This is a genomic window from Roseovarius sp. CAU 1744 (genome assembly GCF_039839345.1).
In the GTDB taxonomy this organism is placed as follows: Bacteria; Pseudomonadota; Alphaproteobacteria; order Rhodobacterales; family Rhodobacteraceae; genus Roseovarius.
The window spans coordinates 358,498-376,662 of record NZ_JBDOQV010000001.1 but is presented as its reverse complement, the minus strand read 5'-3'; the positions used below and the strand labels follow the sequence as shown (position 1 = coordinate 376,662).

At 64.4% G+C, this 18,165-nt stretch carries 17 protein-coding genes; 11 read left to right on the top strand and 6 right to left on the bottom strand.

Annotation, left to right across the window (positions count from 1 at the left end; translation table 11 throughout):
* Positions 1–20: 20 nt before the first annotated feature.
* Both AAFO92_RS01885 and AAFO92_RS01880 read right to left on the bottom strand, forming a co-directional pair.
* A complete protein-coding gene (locus AAFO92_RS01885) occupies positions 21–602 on the bottom strand; it encodes a dimethylsulfonioproprionate lyase family protein (protein WP_347532852.1) in 582 nt (193 codons plus the stop codon).
* Between the two features lie 211 nt (positions 603–813).
* Positions 814–1,743 carry an ABC transporter ATP-binding protein gene (locus AAFO92_RS01880; protein WP_347532851.1) on the bottom strand — a complete coding sequence of 310 codons (930 nt, stop codon included), beginning with the start codon at positions 1,741–1,743 and terminating at the stop codon, positions 814–816.
* 75 nt (positions 1,744–1,818) lie between these two features.
* On the opposite strand from AAFO92_RS01880, the gene AAFO92_RS01875 reads away from it, so the two are divergent.
* Genes AAFO92_RS01875 through AAFO92_RS01865 form a run of 3 tightly spaced genes read left to right on the top strand, consistent with a single transcriptional unit; the run spans position 1,819 to position 3,496 of the window.
* Positions 1,819–1,998 carry a zinc-finger domain-containing protein gene (locus tag AAFO92_RS01875; protein ID WP_347532849.1) on the top strand — a complete coding sequence of 60 codons (180 nt, stop codon included), beginning with the start codon at positions 1,819–1,821 and terminating at the stop codon, positions 1,996–1,998.
* A 50-nt stretch (positions 1,999–2,048) separates the two neighbouring features.
* Positions 2,049–2,684 carry a TIGR02117 family protein gene (locus tag AAFO92_RS01870; protein WP_347532847.1) on the top strand — a complete coding sequence of 212 codons (636 nt, stop codon included), beginning with the start codon at positions 2,049–2,051 and terminating at the stop codon, positions 2,682–2,684.
* 29 nt (positions 2,685–2,713) lie between these two features.
* On the top strand, positions 2,714–3,496 hold the full coding sequence (locus tag AAFO92_RS01865) for a DsbA family protein (protein WP_347532845.1): 783 nt from the start codon (positions 2,714–2,716) through the stop codon (positions 3,494–3,496).
* A gap of 352 nt (positions 3,497–3,848) precedes the next feature.
* On the opposite strand, the gene AAFO92_RS01860 is transcribed toward AAFO92_RS01865, so the two are convergent.
* Positions 3,849–4,925, bottom strand: coding sequence for a hypothetical protein (locus AAFO92_RS01860; protein WP_347532843.1), 1,077 nt, complete (start codon positions 4,923–4,925; stop codon positions 3,849–3,851).
* A 266-nt stretch (positions 4,926–5,191) separates the two neighbouring features.
* Here AAFO92_RS01860 and AAFO92_RS01855 point away from each other — a divergent pair, with 266 nt between their 5' ends.
* Genes AAFO92_RS01855 through AAFO92_RS01845 form a run of 3 tightly spaced genes read left to right on the top strand, consistent with a single transcriptional unit; the run spans position 5,192 to position 7,134 of the window.
* On the top strand, positions 5,192–5,494 hold the full coding sequence (locus AAFO92_RS01855; RefSeq protein WP_347532842.1) for a hypothetical protein: 303 nt from the start codon (positions 5,192–5,194) through the stop codon (positions 5,492–5,494).
* A gap of 3 nt (positions 5,495–5,497) precedes the next feature.
* The gene (locus AAFO92_RS01850; protein ID WP_347532840.1) at positions 5,498–6,187 is read left to right on the top strand and encodes a response regulator transcription factor; all 690 of its coding nucleotides are present in this window, start codon (positions 5,498–5,500) and stop codon (positions 6,185–6,187) included.
* Entirely contained in the window at positions 6,172–7,134 is a 963-nt protein-coding gene (locus tag AAFO92_RS01845) for a histidine kinase dimerization/phospho-acceptor domain-containing protein (RefSeq protein WP_347532838.1), read from the top strand. The genes AAFO92_RS01850 and AAFO92_RS01845 overlap by 16 nt, the downstream gene beginning before the upstream one ends.
* Positions 7,135–7,257: 123 nt before the next feature.
* On the opposite strand, the gene AAFO92_RS01840 is transcribed toward AAFO92_RS01845, so the two are convergent.
* The gene (locus AAFO92_RS01840; RefSeq protein ID WP_347532836.1) at positions 7,258–8,004 is read right to left on the bottom strand and encodes a 2-dehydro-3-deoxygalactonokinase; all 747 of its coding nucleotides are present in this window, start codon (positions 8,002–8,004) and stop codon (positions 7,258–7,260) included.
* Positions 8,005–8,010: 6 nt separating this feature from the next.
* Positions 8,011–8,427 (bottom strand): TIGR01244 family sulfur transferase, encoded by a 417-nt coding sequence (locus tag AAFO92_RS01835; RefSeq protein WP_347532834.1) that lies wholly within the window; start codon positions 8,425–8,427, stop codon positions 8,011–8,013.
* A 120-nt stretch (positions 8,428–8,547) separates the two neighbouring features.
* Between AAFO92_RS01835 and AAFO92_RS01830 the strand changes: the two genes are divergently transcribed.
* Positions 8,548–12,123: a hydantoinase B/oxoprolinase family protein gene (locus tag AAFO92_RS01830; RefSeq protein ID WP_347532833.1), complete on the top strand. Its 3,576-nt coding sequence runs from the start codon at positions 8,548–8,550 to the stop codon at positions 12,121–12,123.
* Positions 12,124–12,495: 372 nt separating this feature from the next.
* Here AAFO92_RS01830 and AAFO92_RS01825 read toward each other — a convergent pair whose 3' ends face one another.
* Positions 12,496–12,966, bottom strand: coding sequence for an Lrp/AsnC family transcriptional regulator (locus tag AAFO92_RS01825; protein WP_347532831.1), 471 nt, complete (start codon positions 12,964–12,966; stop codon positions 12,496–12,498).
* Between the two features lie 145 nt (positions 12,967–13,111).
* Between AAFO92_RS01825 and AAFO92_RS01820 the strand changes: the two genes are divergently transcribed.
* From AAFO92_RS01820 to AAFO92_RS01805, 4 genes are all read left to right on the top strand, one after another.
* A complete protein-coding gene (locus tag AAFO92_RS01820) occupies positions 13,112–13,546 on the top strand; it encodes a universal stress protein (protein ID WP_347532829.1) in 435 nt (144 codons plus the stop codon).
* Positions 13,547–13,571: 25 nt separating this feature from the next.
* Entirely contained in the window at positions 13,572–15,119 is a 1,548-nt protein-coding gene (locus tag AAFO92_RS01815) for an alanine/glycine:cation symporter family protein (RefSeq protein WP_347532827.1), read from the top strand.
* Positions 15,120–15,249: 130 nt separating this feature from the next.
* Complete coding sequence (locus AAFO92_RS01810; protein WP_347532825.1) at positions 15,250–16,629, top strand: hypothetical protein; 1,380 nt, start codon at positions 15,250–15,252, stop codon at positions 16,627–16,629.
* Between the two features lie 97 nt (positions 16,630–16,726).
* Positions 16,727–18,001: an ABC transporter substrate-binding protein gene (locus AAFO92_RS01805; RefSeq protein WP_347532823.1), complete on the top strand. Its 1,275-nt coding sequence runs from the start codon at positions 16,727–16,729 to the stop codon at positions 17,999–18,001.
* Positions 18,002–18,165 lie beyond the last annotated feature (164 nt).

Here is an 18,165-nt window from a genome sequence, read left to right as displayed (position 1 = left end):
ACGCACCGGTCAGCCCGGTCCTACCCGCGCCCCGCGTAGACATAGTGTTCCGTCGACACATCCCCGCACCAGACATAGGCAGAGAGGAACGCCGAGCGTCTTGTCCGGGTTGCGTGCGGCATCATCGACGGGTGATGCGCCCTCTGTCCCGGACCAAGCAGCGCGTAGTCATCGCCGCCCCGCTTCCAGTAGGCTTCACCTGCCAGCATCACAAAGACTTCCTCGGCCGGGTGGGTGCGGATCCCGTATTCCGCCCGGGGCAGAATCCCGTAAAGACCGAGGCGTACGGTATCCGAGCCGACCAACCCGTCCGGCCCCAGCAATTCGACATGCCGTTTCGGCAGACTGTGGGCGACATAATCGGGATCCGGCGAGGTCTGCGGCGGCGCCCAGGGCAACGGCACACCGGCAATCACCCGGCAGACCGGGTGGGCCTCGGGACGCGCCATCACCTCGAGAAACGGGCCAGGCAGGTCGATGGCGGCGGCCGGCCCGGCGGCAGACGTGTCCGCCGACAGCAGGGCGGCGCGGGCCTGAAGCTCGATCTCCAGAGGGCCGTCGAAGGCATCCGCCAGTGCGCGAAACAGGGGGCCGAGGCTCATGGGTTCCTCCGGTGTGAATACGGTCTAGCCGATTCCATAGCATCTTTGGCCCGGTCCCGCTGCTCCCGATCGCGCCGGGGCGGCCCATTTACCCGGCCGGCTGCCGTCCGGGCGGAGGGGGAGTTTGAGGGGCAGCGCCCCTCAAGGCCTGCGTGGCCCGAACGCGGTCAGGGGTCTTGCGCCGCAGGCGCGCCTTTCGGAACCGGCGGCGTCAGCGGCTTCGGGTCAGATCAAGGAACACGTCCTGCAGATCGGCCTGCTCGGTCTTGACATCGCGGATGCGAATACCCGCGTGGCGCACCGCCTCCAACACCGTCTCGGCCGGGGTCGTCCCCGATTGATAGGTGATCGCCAGTGCCCCGTCCAGCCGGGTCGTGACCTCGATCCCGTCCTGTTCAGGCAGGCCCGTCACCGGCTCCTCGGGGGTGATGATCATCGTGCGGGTATCGAGCCGCCCCAACAGGTTGGCGGTGCTGTCGCACGCGACCAGTTCGCCGTGGTTAATGATGGCGATCTCGTCGCACATCTCCTCGGCCTCTTCCAGGTAATGGGTGGTCAGGATGATGGTCATCCCTTGCGCATTCAGCCTGCGGATATTGTCCCACAGCATCTGGCGCAGCTCGATATCGACCCCTGCCGTGGGTTCATCCAGCACCAGCACATGCGGCATGTGCACCAGCGCCTTGCCCAGCAGCAGCCGCCGCCGCATCCCGCCGCTCAGCGTGCGGGCATAGGCCTGCGCCTTGTCCTCCAGCCCGACCAGCGCCAGGATCTCATCGCTGCGTCGCTGCGATTTCGGCACGCCATAGAGCCCCGCCTGCACCTCGAGCGCGCCGCGCGGAGAGAAGAACGGATCCAGGTTCAGCTCCTGCGGCATGACGCCGATCGCCGCGCGCGACTGGCGCGGGTTCACATCCTGGTCGAAGCCCCAGATCGTGACTTGCCCGGATGTCTTGATGACCAGCCCTGCGAGGATGTTGATCAGCGTCGATTTCCCGGCACCGTTCGGCCCCAGCAAACCAAAGACCGCCCCTTGCGGAACATCCAGATCGACGCCCTTCAGCGCGTGTTTCTCCGGGCTTCCCCGGCGGCCGCCATAGGTTTTCACCAGCCCGCGGATTTCGATGGCATTGGTTCCCATTGCCGCTCTTGCCCCCGCCTTTCGGATCGCTCATAAATGCAACTAGATCAATCGCAGCCAAAAGGAAACGCCCCGATGACGACCGAGGCCCCTGAGATCAAGATCGTGGAAAGCTACCGGGTCGCCTGCGACGGCGGCGAGGGTGCGCTTGGCCACCCGCGCGTCTGGCTGCAGATTCCGACGGACACCGGCTGGGTCGAATGCCCCTATTGCGACTGCAAGATGGTGCACAGGGATTTCGAGGGCAGGGCCTGAGACAACGTCTGCGACTGTTCTGGCGCATTCCCGCAGCCTTGGTTGCTGTCGTGCTGATCTATATGCTGGCGGCTGTGGCAGGCGCCCTGATCCCCGGAAAACACGCCAACGTGCCGGATCGTGGCGCGCCGCTCAGGGTTTTGCTGATTGCCGGTCCGATTCACTATGACTTTCTTCTGCCCCTTACGGATCGGGCGCGCGCGCAGTTCTCTCAGCTACAAACGCACGGGATCCCGGTGAATGATCCCGCCATGCACTGGCTGGTGGTCGGCTGGGGCGCGCGGGAATTCTACACATCAACCGGACGCTACAGGGATGTCAGGCTGCCGGTTCTCTGGCGCAGCTTTACCGGAGATACCTCGGTGCTGCGGATAGATGTCGCGGGCAGGCTGCCACCCGGGCTGCCAGTTCAGGAATTGACGTTGTCCGAAACACGCTACACGCAGCTCCTGACCGCCATCAAAGGCAGCTTTGAGACCGACAGCGCCGGTGACCTCTTGCCCATAGGCCGGCAGGGTCTGGCCGAAACCGACCGGTTTTTCCAGGCGCGTGGACGGTTTGACGCGCTACGGACCTGCAATACCTGGGTGTCAGACATGTTGCGGGCCGCAGGAGAAGATTTCGGCATCTGGACTCCCACACCCTACGCGGTCAGCTTGTCGCTGAGCTGGTTTCACGCGAACTGACTCGCCGGACGTTTGGCCAAAGGATATTCATGCCACCGCAAAAGCAGCTGCCAAAGACCACGACCCGCCGCGGCCTGTTCCGGCTGGCGGGGTTCGCGGCCCTGGTCGGCGCGGCCTATGGCGGTGCGGGGCTGCTTCGGCGCCTGACCGAACCGGACCTGGTTTTTGAACCGATCACGGACCTGCCCGGTTTCCGCCGGGTCGAGGGCGGGCCTGTGTCGGGCGGGGCGACCGCGCTGATCGGTATCCGCGGCGCCGACAGCGAAAACGGGTTCTCGGTGCGCCTGGCGAATTCGGCCGTCTGCACCGCGCTCTTCGGCCCCGCGCCGGACCCCTCCCGGGTTCAGGTTGCTTACTTCACCGATTACCGCTGCATCTATTGCCGCAAGCTCAGCCCGATGCTGGCCGCGATGGAGAACGCGGGTGGCATCCGGGTCAATTGGCACGAATTGCCGCTCTTGGGCCAAATCTCCGACATCGCGGCGCGCGCGGCCCTGGCGGCGCGCGAACAGGGCGCCTATGATGTGTTCCACAAGCGCCTGATGGGCGCGCAAGCGGTGCCGAACCCACCCTATCTGCGGCAATTGGCCGACGAGGCCGGGATCGATGGCGCCCGCCTGCTGCGGGACATGACCGGCAAGCCGGTCCTGAGCCGGCTCGCGCTCTCCTCCGCCGTCGCGCAGCGCTTCGGTTTCTTCGGCACCCCCGCAATGGTCATCGGCCGCACCGCCGTGATGGGCGGCATCGACCAGCGCATGATCGAGCGCCTCGTCGCTGCCGAGCAAGACGCGACACAACCAGCCGCATGCTAATTGCCAACGCCTGATCTCACAAAAAGCCAATGTCTGAATCGAGCCCATAGCTTCGTATGCTGCGATCGGAGCAAATGGCCGCTATTCAAAATGCCAATTGCAAATACGCCACGCGATTTTTGAGCTTGGATGGCGCTATACCCGTATTCGCCTAGCAATGAGTTTACGAGTCTTATTTCGACTTCAAGGAAAGCAAAGCCTTCAAGACGGCGAATTAGGAAGTTTGCCAGGATCAGAACGAGATGATCTCCGCGACATCCGCGATGGGAAGCAATTCGCCGGACCCTCGAGCGCCGATTATCGCCCGGCAGGCGCGCAGACTGAGTGCGTCGATTCGGACCGTACCGTGGGGTCAGTCGGCCAACGAGCGGATGTTGAGAATGCGCAGTTCCCCGTCGCGGGTCTCGTGGGTGATCTGCACCGGCTGCGGGACGCGGAAATAGGGGCAGATCGCGTCGATCTCCTGGCCGATGCCGATATGGGTTCGGCAGCCGAGCACCATGGTCGTATGACAGGTGCCGGAGGCGGCGGCGAAATCGCAGCGGCTGCGATCGACGGACTCGACCGAGAACCACGCCGTTAGGGTCGGGCCATCGACCCGGCAGGCGCCGTTGTCGGCGCGGTAGGACTGACCGAGAAGCGTGAAGACCGTCCCGGTATCCACGACCTGCCGCAGGACCGAAGCGACATTGCAGTCTTCGACCCAGTAGCGGTTCATCGCCCGGAACACGAGGTTGAACTCCTCGCGGTTGGCGGCGCGGTCGGCGGCCTCCGCGTCGGCACGCAGGTTGGCATCGGGGATCGCTTCGATCAGGTAGCGCCCGTCGGACAGGCGGCGGTGCGGATCGGCCCAGGCGAATCTGCCGTCCCCGACAAACATCCCCAACACGTTGTCGGTCAGCGCCCCGGACAGGTTGGCCAGGCTGCCAGTCGAGATGTCTGCGACCGTCATCCCCGAGCGCCGGTCGAGACGGTAGAGCGCAATCCAGGTCAGGCCGCCGAGCAATTCGCGTTCATCCGCGGTTTCGGGCGGACGGCTAGGGATGTAGGGGCTGAAGAACAGGTAGGTGCTGAGGCCAGTATCCTGGTCGGTAATCTGCGCGATCAGCATCGGTTGGGCCTCGGCGCGACCGTCGCGGCGCAGGTCGGGATCATCCGGCCGCAGGATCAGGAGACGGTCGCCGTTTTCGGATACGAGTTCCCGGCCGTTGCCGGCGACATACCAGGGCATCCCGGTTCTGTACCGAGTGGGGTTGCAGCAGGCGGCAAGCGGCAGGAGGTCCGAGAGCGGCGCGACCACGTTGGGATGGGATACCTCGAACAGCGGGACGCTTGACGTCATGTGGGTTACGATCGGCGGTTCGCCCGTCTGGGCCGAAGCGGAAATGGCGGTGAACCCAAAGAGCATCGCCAAGAATATCCGTATCATCGTCACTTGCCCCATCTACACCGGCATTCCCCAGAGGATTACCGCTCGCTAAAACAAATACACGGATCTCATAATGTCGCTAGTCTTTAATCTCCGCATTCCACCCAAACCAAACCTCGGAGCAGCTGCAACGAAAGGCAGCTTCGTCCTGCAAAGCAGACATACACTATCAATCTGCGCAAAAACTGCACAACTGCTCGGGGGCGACTGCACGGGCGCGCTTTATTGCTAGTCTCAAACAGGCAAGGCAATAAAGGACCACTCCCATGAAAACCTGCATTCTGCGCGGCGTTCCTTCATCCCTCAGACAAGACGGCTGGTGGCTTGGCCCGATCGCTCCCGCACGGGTCGCCGCAAACCCGCCGCGCGCCGCGCAGAATCCCCGGCGCTACGCCCTCCATGCGCTGCTGCTTGGTACCCTGATCGCCCTCTCGCAGGGGCCGTGGGCCACAACGCCGGACCTGCCAGGGGTACCCATGGCCTGCGGTGAAATGGGCGATTTGGCCTTCCACGCGGCGCGTGACTTGCGTAGCCTTGAGGTGTCCGCGCAACAAGGCACGTCGCTCTGATCCATGTCCAAGATCCTGATTATCGATGACGATCCGCAGATCCGTGACGTGCTGCGGATCGCGTTGAAACAGGCGGGTTTCGACGTGGCCGAGGCCGGCGACGGGGCCGAGGGGCTGGCCAAGGCGCGGCGCGGCAGCGCCGACCTGATCGTGCTGGATATCGGCCTGCCCGAGATGGACGGGCTGGAGCTTTGCCGCGAGCTCAGGCCCGAACAGGACACACCGATCCTGTTCCTGACCGCCCGCGATGACGAAATCGACCGCGTGCTGGGGCTGGAACTGGGTGGCGACGACTACGTGACCAAACCGTTTTCGCCGCGCGAACTGGTCGCCCGCATCCGCGCGATCCTGAAACGGGCCGGGCCCGGCATCGCGGCGGGCGAACGGCAATTGACCCGGGGCGCGCTGACGCTGGATGCGGGACGGCACCTGTGCCGGGTTGCGGGCCGGACCGTGACCCTCACCAACCGCGAAATGGCGCTGCTGAGCCACCTGATGGCGCGGCCCGACCACGTGGCAACCAAGGCGCAGCTGGTCGATGCAGTCTATGGGCCGTCGATCCATGTCTCGGACCGGACGCTGGACAGCCATCTGCGAAACCTGCGCGCCAAGCTGGCCGCGGCGGGCTGCGACGGCGCCATCGAGACCGTGCACGGCGTCGGCGTTCGGATGGGCCCATGCCGGGGCGGATAAGGCAGAAATGGCGGCCGCCACTGGCACTGGTCATCGGCGGCACGCTGGCCGTCGTGTTATGCCTGCCCCTGGTGGGCATCGCCTATTTCAGGCTGGCGGGCAATATCCTGGGCTGGGGCGAAACCGCCTGGCTGATCTTCTGGATGGCGGTGATCGCCACGGCGATCCTGGGGTATCTGCTGTGGCGGCTGGTTCTGCGCCCGGTCACGGCGCTGACCGCCCATGCCAATGCCGTCCGCGAGGGCCGCGAGGACGCACCCTTGCCGCCGCATTTCGGCACGCCCGAAATTACCGAACTGGGCCGGGCCGTGGCCGATATGGGCGCCACGCTGAACAATCGCGAGGCCGGGCTGCGCGCCTTCTCCAACCACGTCACGCACGAGCTGAAATCACCGCTGACCAGCATCAGGGGCGCGGCTGAGCTGCTGCAGGGTGATCTGGTGCCCGAGGATCGCGCGCGGCTGACCCGGACCATCCTGACCGCAACCGGCCGGATGCAGGAACAGCTCGATGCGCTGCGCCGACTGGCGGCGGCGCGCGATCCGGTGGGGCCCGGGCCGTGCAATCTGTCGGAGGTGATCGCACAGGCGCACCGGGATACTGGGCTACGGATCGGACTTGAGGGTGACGCCGTGTTGCCGATCGACCGGCAGGCCCTGCTGGTGATCCTTGGCCATCTGGCAAGCAATGCCAAGGCACATGGCGCCGACCGTCTTGACCTTCGGCCGACGGCCGAGGGCTTTCAGGCCCATGACAACGGATCCGGGGTTGCCGCGGGCAATCGCAACCGGGTGTTCGATCCGTTCTTCACCACAAGGCGCGGCGCGGGCGGCACCGGCATGGGGCTGGCCATCGTCCAGACCATGCTGCAGGCCGCCGGCGGAACGATCCGCCTGGTGCCGTGCCAGTCGGGGGCCATGTTTCAGATCAGCTTTCCCGAATCCTAAGGGGCGCGCAGCCCCCATGCCTCCGGCGTGAGTATTTCGGGAACGATGAAAGGGCGCGCCTGTGTTTCACCGTTCCGGAAATACTCGATTGACCGGCCGTTACACCCGCGCGCGGGTCGGTTATCAGTGTGGGTCGGGGACGCCCATGCCCCATGCCCCGGCCAGGGCGGCCAAACCGCCGGGGGTCAGCTCGTCGGGGGTGTGCACGGTGACCGGTACATTCTGGGCCGAGAGCGCCGCCACATGGGGCGCGCCGTTTCCGCCGGGTGCGATCACGCCAACCTGCTGGCCCAGCCAATAGACCCGCGCGGCGGCAAGCTCGGCCCCGATCAGGTGGCCGGTCGTGGCATCTGGGCGGCCGGCGATCTCGGCCTGCCGCAGATGTCCTGCCAGCCTTTCGGGCCGGCTTTGACTGTCGGCCATCGCGTCCGGGTCCGGCCTGTCGCCGCCACCCAATGCCGCCACCAGCCGCAGCGTCAGAAAACTGGCGAAGCTGACGATTTCCCCGGCGCTGACATGCACCCAGTGGGTTACATCGCCATCCTGCACGCAGAGAACGCCATCCCAGTTGTCATGACGCGCCAGAAATCCGGCGACCCACAGACGCGTCCACCCGCCCAGCACATCGGCGGGCTGATCCTGGGTCACGACCGGCACGCAATGCCCGGCTTGCGGCGTCACGCTACAGGGGGTCACGTCGGGCGCGCCCTCACCAATACGCACCTGCACCGCCGGACCGGCGTCAATCTGCGCCAGCGCCGCCGCCTCGGTTTCGGCCCGGACCCCGGCAAGCACCCTGTCGCCCTCCAGCAGAATGGCACGGGCGCCACCCGCATCGCGCCCTATCGCGATCCAGCGCGCATCGGCCATTGGCGTCTATCGCTGCGAAAGCTGTTGAACGATGCCCGACATGTCATAGCCCGCCTTGCCGGTCAGGTTGAGGATTTCCTCGGGGGCGATCTGGCCGTATTGCGCCAGCGTCCACAGCATCGTGCAGCGTGTGCCGCTGCGGCAGTAGGCCAGCACCGGGCGCGGCATCTGATCCAGCGCGTCCTTGAATGCCTCCAGATCCTCGGGGCGCACGTAACCCGAGGAAATCGGCACCGAGCGCACCTCGAGCCCGGCATCCTTTGCGGCCTGCGACACGTCATCGAAACAGCACTGGTCCGGCTCTTCGCCGTCCGGGCGATTGCACAGGACAGACCGGAAGCCCGCCGCGACGATGGCGGGGATGTCCGTGGCCTCGATCTGCGGTGAAACGGTGAAATCGTCGGTGATCTTGCGCAGGTCCATGACTGTGCTCCTCTGGCTGGCATCATATGCGCAAAAACCGGCGCCAAGATCAATGCTGCTGGCGTTGACATTTTGCTTACCCGCGCCAAACGTGAGCGCGCATCAACATCGGGGGCAGCCATGCGCGGAGAATGGGAATTCTGGATCGACCGGGGCGGAACCTTCACCGATATCGTCGCCCTTGATCCCGAGGGCGCGGTGCATACTCACAAGCTCTTGTCGGAAAATCCCGAACGGTACCGCGATGCCGCCGTGCAGGGCATTCGTGAGGTGATGGGGGTGACGGGCGCTTTTGCCGATGGCGCGATCCGCGCGGTCAAGATGGGGACGACCGTGGCCACCAACGCGCTGCTGGAGCGCAAGGGTGAACGGGTGCTCTTGCTGATCACCAAGGGTTTCCGCGATCTGCTGCTGATCGGGTATCAGACCCGGCCGCGACTCTTTGATCTTGAGATCAAGCGGCCCGACCTGCTTTACGAAGAGGTGGCGGAGCTGGACGAACGGCTGGATGCCAAGGGTGAGGTTGTCGATGCACTGGATAAGGATGCGGCGCGGGCGGTGCTGCAGGCCGCCCATGACAAGGGCATTCGCGCCGTGGCCATCGCGGGGCTGCACGCCTATCTGAACCCGGCGCATGAGAAACGCGTGGCCGAGATGGCCGCCGAGATCGGATTCACCCAGGTCACCGCCAGCCATCAGGTCAGCCGTCTGGCCAAGCTGGTGGGGCGCGGCGACACGACGGTGGTCGACGCCTACCTGTCGCCCATCCTGCGCCGCTATGTCGATCAGGTGGCGGGGGCGCTGGACATGGGCCGGGCCTGCAATGCGCTGCTGTTCATGCAGTCTTCCGGCGGGCTGACCGATGCGCAGCTGTTTCAGGGCAAGGATGCGATCCTGTCAGGCCCGGCAGGCGGCATCGTCGGCATGGTCAAGACCGGCGAGGCGGCAGGCCACGACCGGTTGATCGGTTTCGACATGGGCGGTACCTCGACCGATGTCAGCCATTACGCGGGCGAGTATGAGCGCAGCTTCGAAACCGAGGTGGCGGGTGTGCGGATGCGCGCGCCGATGATGGATATTCATACGGTCGCGGCGGGCGGCGGCAGCATCTGCAAGTTCGAGGACGGGCGGTTCCAAGTCGGCCCAGAAAGCGCCGGCGCCGATCCCGGCCCGGCCTGCTACCGGCGCGGCGGGCCGCTGGCGGTGACCGACTGCAACGTCATGCTGGGCAAGCTCAACCCCGATCACTTTCCGGCGGTTTTCGGCCCCGAAGGCGACCAGCCGCTCGATGCCGACGTGGTGCGCGATAAATTCGCCGCGCTGGCGCAGGACGTGGCGCAGGCCACCGGCGAAGAGCCCCGCGCGCCCGAGGAAATGGCCGAAGGGTTTCTGCGCATTGCCGTCGACAACATGGCCAACGCGATCAAGAAAATCAGCGTGCAGCGCGGCCATGACGTGACCGGGTACACCTTGCAAAGCTTTGGCGGCGCGGGCGGGCAGCACGCCTGCCTTGTAGCGGATGCGCTTGGCATGACCAAGGTGCTGATCCACCCCCATGCCGGCGTGCTTTCCGCCTATGGCATGGGTCTGGCCGAGATCCGCGCCCTGCGCGAAGTGCAGATGGATGCGCCGCTGCACGCGGTAGAGGAAGCTGAAACCGCGCTGACCCGGATCGCGGAGGAGGCGCGCAGCGAAGTCGCAGGTCAGGGGATCGACGACATAACGGTGCTGAAACGTGCGCATCTGCGGTATGACGGCTCGCACCAGCCGCTGGACGTGTCCTTTGGCGCGCCCGACAGCATGCGCCAAGAATTCGAGGCCGCGCATCAGCGGCGCTTCGGTTTCCACTCGCCCGAACGCGCCGTTCTCTTCGACATGCTGAGCGTCGAAGCGGTGGGCCAAACCGGCCAGGCGCCCAGCCCCGCCCTGCCCTCTGGCGACGGAGAGCCGGTGGCGCTGATCCCGATGTATGCCGATGGCGGCTGGCGCGACGTGTCGCTTTATGACCGGGACAGGCTGGACCCGGCCGCGCGGGTTAACGGCCCGGCGGTGATCACCGAAGCCACCGGCACCAACGTGATCGAACCCGGCTGGGCCGCGAGGGTCGATGAAATGGGCAACCTGATCCTGGAACGGGTCACGGCCAAGCAACGCGACCGCGCGGCGGGAACCGAGGCCGACCCGGTCCTGCTGGAGGTGTTCAACAACCTCTTCATGTCGGTGGCCGATCAGATGGGCGCGACGCTGGCCAATACCTCTTGGTCGGTGAACATCAAGGAGCGCTACGATTTCTCCTGCGCGATCTTCGACGACCAAGGCGACCTTGTGGCCAACGCACCGCATGTGCCGGTGCATCTGGGTTCGATGGCGGACGCGGTCAAAACGATCATGCGGCTCAATCCCGATGCCGCGCCGGGGGACGCCTATATGCTGAATTCGCCCTATAACGGCGGCACGCACCTGCCGGACGTGACCGTGATCACCCCGGTATTCGTCGGCGACAGGCCGGTCTTCTGGCTGGGTTCGCGCGGGCACCATGCCGATATCGGCGGGCGCACCCCCGGCAGCGCCCCGCCCGACAGCACCCATATCGAGGAAGAGGGGGTGCTGATCGACAATGTCAAACTGGTGGATCGCGGCACATTGCTTGAGGAGATGGCCGAGAAGCTGCTGGCCTCTGGCAAGTACCCCTGCCGGACCATCAGCCAGAACATGGCCGACCTCAAGGCGCAGGTGGCGGCGAACGAGACCGGGCGGCAGGAACTGCTGAAGGTGGTGGACAATTACGGGCTGGACGTGGTGCGTGCCTATATGGGCCATGTGCAGTTGAATGCCGAGGAAAGCGTGCGCCGGGTAATCGACCGGATGCGCGACGGGCAGTTCACGTACCGCATGGACCACGGCGCGGTGATCGAGGTGACGGTCACGGTGGACCGCAAAAACCGCGAGGCCGTGATCGATTTCACCGGCACGTCGGAACAGCATTCGGGCAATTACAACGCGCCCAAATCCATCGCCTACGCGGTGGTGCTCTATGTGTTCCGCACCATGGTAGGGGCCGACATACCGCTTAACCAGGGCTGCCTGACCCCGCTGAAGGTGATCGTGCCCGATGGCTCGATGCTCAACCCGGTCTATCCGGCGGCGGTAATCTCCGGCAATACCGAGGTAAGCCAGGCCACCTGTAACGCGCTTTATGGTGCGCTTGGCGTGATCGCAGGGTCACAGGCGACGATGAACAATTTCGTCTGGGGCAACGACGATTTCCAGAATTACGAGACCATCGCCGGCGGCACCGGCGCGGGCCCCGGCTTTCAGGGCTGCGACGCGGTGCAGAGCCATATGACCAACACCCGCATGACCGACCCCGAAGTGCTGGAAAAACGCTTTCCCGTGCGCCTGGAAGATTTCACGATCCGCGACGGCTCGGGCGGGGCGGGAAAATGGCGTGGCGGTCACGGGCTGATCCGGCGCCTGCGGTTCCTGGCCCCGGTTACCGTCACCACGCTGAGCAACCACAGGATCGTCGCGCCCTTCGGCGGTGACGGCGGACGCCCGGGCAAGGTTGGCCGCAACTGGGCCGAAATGCCGGATGGCGAGATCCGCGAGATGCCGGGCAACGGAGAGATCGACCTGCCGCCCGGGGCGGTGTTCGGCATGGAGACACCGGGCGGCGGAGGCTGGGGCACTGCCTGAAAAATGTCACACGCGACCTTCCTCCGTGGCAGGAAAGAGTGACTTATTCACAAACTTGTGCTCAGATAGGTTTCCAACACGCCCCACCTGCGATCTGGAAAGGTTTTCGGTCACCCGCATGGAGAGCCACACCCCCCGCAAGAGACAGATGCCGCATGAAAAGCGGAAGTGCCATCGTTGTCACGGGACCGGCCGTGCACCCTGCCAGATCTGCAATGGCAAGGGCGAGGTCATCCAGGGCCGCGATGCACGTGGCGGTCCGAAATTCGGCCGCTGCGAGGGTTGTTTCGGCACCAAGACACGCCGCTGCCTGGCCTGCAGCGGCGCGGGGTTTGCCTAAGAGGGCACGGACGGCGCGCGCCGCACACCCGGTCACTGTTCCAGAAGGGCCTCAAGGTTATATCCCCTGAATTCCTTGAGCGCGGACAGGCTGAGCAGCGTCTTGACCTGGGCCACGGAGGGGATCTGCGACAGGCGGTTGCGGTAGAAATCCTCGTAATCCGAAGGGTTCCGGACCGCCACACGCATGAGATAGTCGAATTCGCCCGAAATCAGGTGGCATTCCAGCACATCCGGCATCGCCTTGATCTTCTCTTCAAAGGCGGTCTGATCCTGTTTGTAATGCGAGGTCAGCTTGACCTCGATGAAAACCTGCAATTCCAGCCCGACGGACCTGCGATCGACCACGGCGGCATAATTGGAAATCGCCCCGCTCGCCTCCATCAGCTTGACGCGCCGATGACAGGCCGAAAGCGACAGGCCGACCTTTTCCGAGAGGCGGTTCATCGGAATTTGACCGTCTTTTTGCAGGATAGAAAGAATGCGATAGTCCAGTCGATCCATCGGAAAATTTCCTGATTTTTGGCTTCAAGACGATACTATTTCCAAAATTTTCCCAAATGACAACTTGGTTCAAGGTTTTTTGTGGCGCAACCTGTGGTATTGTCAGGTAGCGCCAGCAAGGGTGCTGAACAACATGGAGGATGTAATGTCCGAAAAACTAGTCGTTGGTTACGACGGTAGTGCGGCGTCCGACAGGGCGCTCAATTTTGCTGTCGAACGTGCCAAAAAAGAGGGCGGTAGCGTTCTGCTTGCCCATGTTCTGGAATGGTCGCCGTATTCGTTCCTGACGCCGCAGGAACTCGAAGAACGGCATAAACGCCGCAACGAGGAACTGGCGCGCGCCAAGGAAGCGCTGATGGACCCGGCGGTTGCCCGTATCTCCGAGGATGGCGTGAAGGTCGAGACAGAAATCAGATACGGCCATATCGCCAATACGCTGGCGGCCATCTGTTCGGACACCAACGCAACCCAGATCGTGATTGGCAGGGACGGCGAGACCAGTATTGGCGCGCGCGTCTTTGGCTCCGTCGCAAGCTCGCTGGCACAGGTCGCGCCAGTGCCGTGCACGATCGTGCCATAAGAAAAAACCAAACAGGGATAGTCACATGTATCGCAACCTAAAATATGCGGCGAACGCCGCCGCCGCGCTGGCACTGACCAGCGCCCCGGCATGGGCCCAGGACGGGGGCATCGACGAGCGGGTGAACGAGATGTTCGCCAACTCGACCGGCTGGTTCGTCAGCTTCATCTTCAGCCCGTTTCCGGGCACATCCTTCCCATGGATCGTGGCCTGGCTTGTGGTGGCCGCCACGGTCTTCACGCTTTATTTCGCCTTCATCCAGTTCCGCGCCTTCGGGCATTCGATCTCGCTGGTCAAGGGCGACTACTCGGATCCCAACGACGCCGGTGAAGTCAGCCACTTCCAGGCGCTTGCCACGGCGCTGTCGGGCACGGTGGGCCTGGGCAACATCGCCGGCGTGGCGGTTGCCGTGGGCATCGGTGGGCCGGGCGCCACGTTCTGGATGATCCTCGCGGGCCTCATGGGCATGGCCTCGAAATTCACCGAATGTACGCTGGGCGTGAAATACCGCAACGAATACGAGGACGGTACCGTCTCGGGCGGACCGATGTATTACCTGACCAAGGGCTTTGCCGAACGCGGCATTCCCGGCGGCAAAATCCTGGCGGTGATGTTCTCGATCTTCTGTATCCTCGGCGCACTTGGTGGCGGCAACATGTTCCAGGCCAACCAGGCGCACCAGCAAATTTCCGGCATCGTTGGCGAATATCCCGGCTGGATCACCGGGGTGCTTTTCGCCGGGGTCGTCTTTGCGGTGATCGTCGGCGGCCTGAAATCCATTGCCAAGGTGACCGAAAAGGTCGTGCCCTTCATGGGCGTCATGTACGTGGCCGCGGCGCTGGTCATCATCGCGATGAACGCCGACAAGATCGGCTGGGCCTTCGGCCAGATCTTCGAAGGTGCCTTCACCGGCCTCGGCGTTGCCGGTGGCATGGTCGGCGCCCTGATCCAGGGCTTCAAGCGCGCCGCCTTCTCGAACGAGGCGGGCGTTGGCTCGGCCGCGATCGCCCACTCGGCGGTGCGGACCAAGGAGCCGATCACCGAAGGCTTCGTGTCGCTGCTGGAGCCGTTCATCGACACGGTCGTGATCTGCACCATGACCGCGCTGGTGATCATCATCTCGGGCCAGCTTGTGACCGATCCGGAAACCGGCCTCTACATCGCCACCGAAGGCGGCATGCTGCAGACCGTCGACGGCAATACCGGCGTCAGCCTGACCTCGGCGGCCTTCGCCTCGGCCTTCAGCTGGTTCCCCTATATCCTGGCCTTGGCGGTGATCCTGTTTGCCTTCTCGACCATGATCAGCTGGTCCTATTACGGGCTCAAGGCCTGGACCTACCTGTTCGGCGAAGGGCACACCAAGGAACTGGTATTCAAGATCATCTTCTGCATCTTCGTGATCATCGGGGCGGCGGCCAACCTTGGCCCGGTCATCGACTTCTCGGATGCGGCGATCTTTGCCATGGCGGTGGTGAACGTCTTCGGCCTCTACTTCCTGATGCCGATCGTCAAGGCCGAGCTGGAAAGTTACCTGAGCCGTCTGAAATCGGGTGAGATCAAGAAATACACCTGATCCGCTACAACACTTACGGAACGGGCCGGTGCTGCGCGCGCCGGCCCTTTTCATGTCTGCGGCCTGAACGGCGCGGTTCTCTCTTTCCCCGCCGCGCCAGACCGGTAATGTCGGGCGCAAAAGGGACGTGATGAGAGTTTGCATTCTGATAACCTGCCTGCTGCTGCCGGGATTTGCGCTGGCGCATGCCTCCGAGCAGGGGTTTGTGCTGCTGTTGCCGACGGATGTATATATTGCCGCCGGGGTGGCCAGCGTTGCGCTGACCGTCCTGTTGCTGGCGCTGATGCCGGCGCGGTGGGTGCGCGGGATCTTCACGTCCTGGCCGGTCCTGCCGCGTATCGGGCTGCCGCTGCATCATGTCACCAGCTGTGTGGCGGCGCTGGTATTGGCGGCGCTGGTCTGGCTGGGGGTCGAAGGCCCGCGCGACCCGCTGACCAATGCACTGCCGCTATTCGTCTGGACGGTCTGGTGGGTCGGGCTGGTGTCCCTGCAGGGGCTGATTGGAAATCACTGGCGCTGGACCAATCCGTGGACCGGCCCGGCGGCGCTGTTGGCGCGGTTGACCGGGATGCGCGCCGTCTGGCGTTACCCGCGCCGGCTGGGATATGTCCCCGGCATCGCGATCTTCCTTGGGTTCGCCGTGCTGCTGCTGGCCGACCCCGCCCCCGCCGATCCGGCGCGGCTGGCCATGTTCACGGGCGGATACTGGTACGCAACCTTGCTGGGCGTTGTCCTTTTCGGCCCCCGCTGGCTGATCCGGGCCGAGGCGCTGACCATCCTGATGCGCAGCTATGCGCGGATGGGCCTGCTGGGCCGGCGTGGCAAGAACCTGTCGATCGGCCTGCCGGGATGGAAGGTCATGGCCCGCCCGCACGTAGCCCCAGGCCTTGCGGTCTTCATCCTGATCCTGCTGGGCACCGGCTGTTTCGACGGGCTGAACGAGACCTTCTGGTGGCTGGGCGTGCTGGGTATCAACCCGCTGGAGTTTCCCGGCCGCAGCGCCGTGGTCCGGCAGACGATCCTGGGCCTGATCGCCGCCAATGCCGCGCTGATCGCGGCCTATGGCCTGTGCATCTGGCTGGGGTTGCGGATCGCCCGGGCGCAGATCGGGTTCGGCGCCGCCTTTTGCCTGTTCGCGCCGTCGATCCTGCCAATCGCTCTGGGCTATCACGTGGCGCATTACCTGACCAGCTTCCTGGTTGACGGGCAATATGCGCTCAAGGCCATCAGTGATCCGCTGGCCCGCGGTGCCGATCTGCTGGGGCTCGGCCAGTTCTACGTGACCACCGGGTTTTTCAACACCCAGGCGACCGTGCGCACGATCTGGCTGAGCCAGGCGGGTGCGGTGGTGATCGGCCATGTGATCGCCATCCTGCTGGCGCATGCGCTGGCGCTACATGCGCTTGCCACCGCCCGCCGCGCCGCCCTGTCACAGGCGCCCCTGGCCATCTTCATGGTACTTTACACCTGTTTCGGTCTCTGGCTGCTGGCATCGCCGCGCGGGTTATGAGGCCTGAATCCGCTGGACAATTCGCGCCCCACTTCGCAAACTCCCTGCCAAACGGGGCGCAGCACGTGCCCGGCACTCAGACAGGGAGACTGAGGACATGACCAAATCGACCACGCGCCGCGGGGCGCTCGGGACGCTTGCGGCGGGCGCGGCGGCGGCCAGCCTGCCGATGTGGGCGCGCTATACCCATGCGCAGACCGCGGAACCGGTCAAGATCGGTTTCCAGGTGCACCGCACCGGCATCGGCGCCGCCTATGGCCGCTGGTATGACCGGACCACGCAGGCCGCCGTGAAGCTCATCAACGAGGGCGGCGGCATCAATGGCCGCATGGTCGAGATCGTGGCCGAGGATGACGGCACCGACCCCAAGCGCGGCGCTGAAGTGGTCGAGAAATTCGCCAACCAGCACGGCTGCGACGTAGGGTTCGGCACGCTGTTTTCCCATGTGGTGATCGGCTCGTCACCCCGCGCCGGAGAGCTGAAGCTGCCCTATTTCGTGGTGTCCGAAGGCCATCACGTCGCCAGCGGAATGCTCAACCGCTACACGCTTCAGCCCGGCATCACCGATGTGAAAAGCCAGGTCCAGGCAATGGCGCCCTATGTGGCGGAAAACCTCGGCAAGAAGGTCACGATGGTTTTCCCGGATTTCGCCTTTGGCCATGACCACCGCGATTTCTTCACCGCGGCGATCGAGGCGCAGGGCGGCGAAGTGCTGGAACATATCGCCATTCCGCCGACCGAGACCTCGTTCACCAAGTATTTCCCGAAAATCCCGCGCGAGACCGAGGTGCTCTATCACGTCATGGTCGGCCCCGCCGTGCTGACATTTGTCAAGGAACTGGGCGAATTCTTCGGGCCAAGCCGCCCCGAGATGTTCGGGTTCATCGACAGCCTGGAGGCGGTGGACATCTCCAGCCCCGGCCTTGAATTCCTCGAAGGCACCTATTTCTGGGAGGGCAACCCGCGCAACGCACAGCCCGATCAGAGCGAGCATGACAAGTTCTACCGCGTCGCCGTGGGCGTGGATGAAAACGGCGCGTCGGTCAGCGATCCGACGGATGTGTCGACCTACGCCCATATGTTCGGCTGCTGGGAAACCCTGCATGTGATCAAGGCGGGCATGGAAACCGCGGGATATCAGGGGCCGGATGACCGCGCCAAGCTGATTGAAGCGGTCGAGGCGATGACCGACATGCCCGAAAGCCAGGCCCACCCGCAGGGCGCCAAGATCTTCAACGGCAAGACCCACCAGGTCTTTGGCCACCAATACATCAGCCGGGTCGAGGGCGGAAAGCTGGTCAAGGTACACACCACATCAATCGAAGACACGCTCTACCCCGACGAGGTGGATTACACGACGCAATCCTTCTGACCTCTCTGCGCCACTGTCCCAGAGATCGGGGCGCGAGTCTTGCCGTCAGACGGGTGGCTTTGAGCCCAAAGCGGACCTTGCGCGTTTTGCCTTGCACGTACTCAAGCCCGAAGGGCGCCGCGCATTGCCGACGCGCGCCCATGCCGCGGCAATGACCGCGTTGT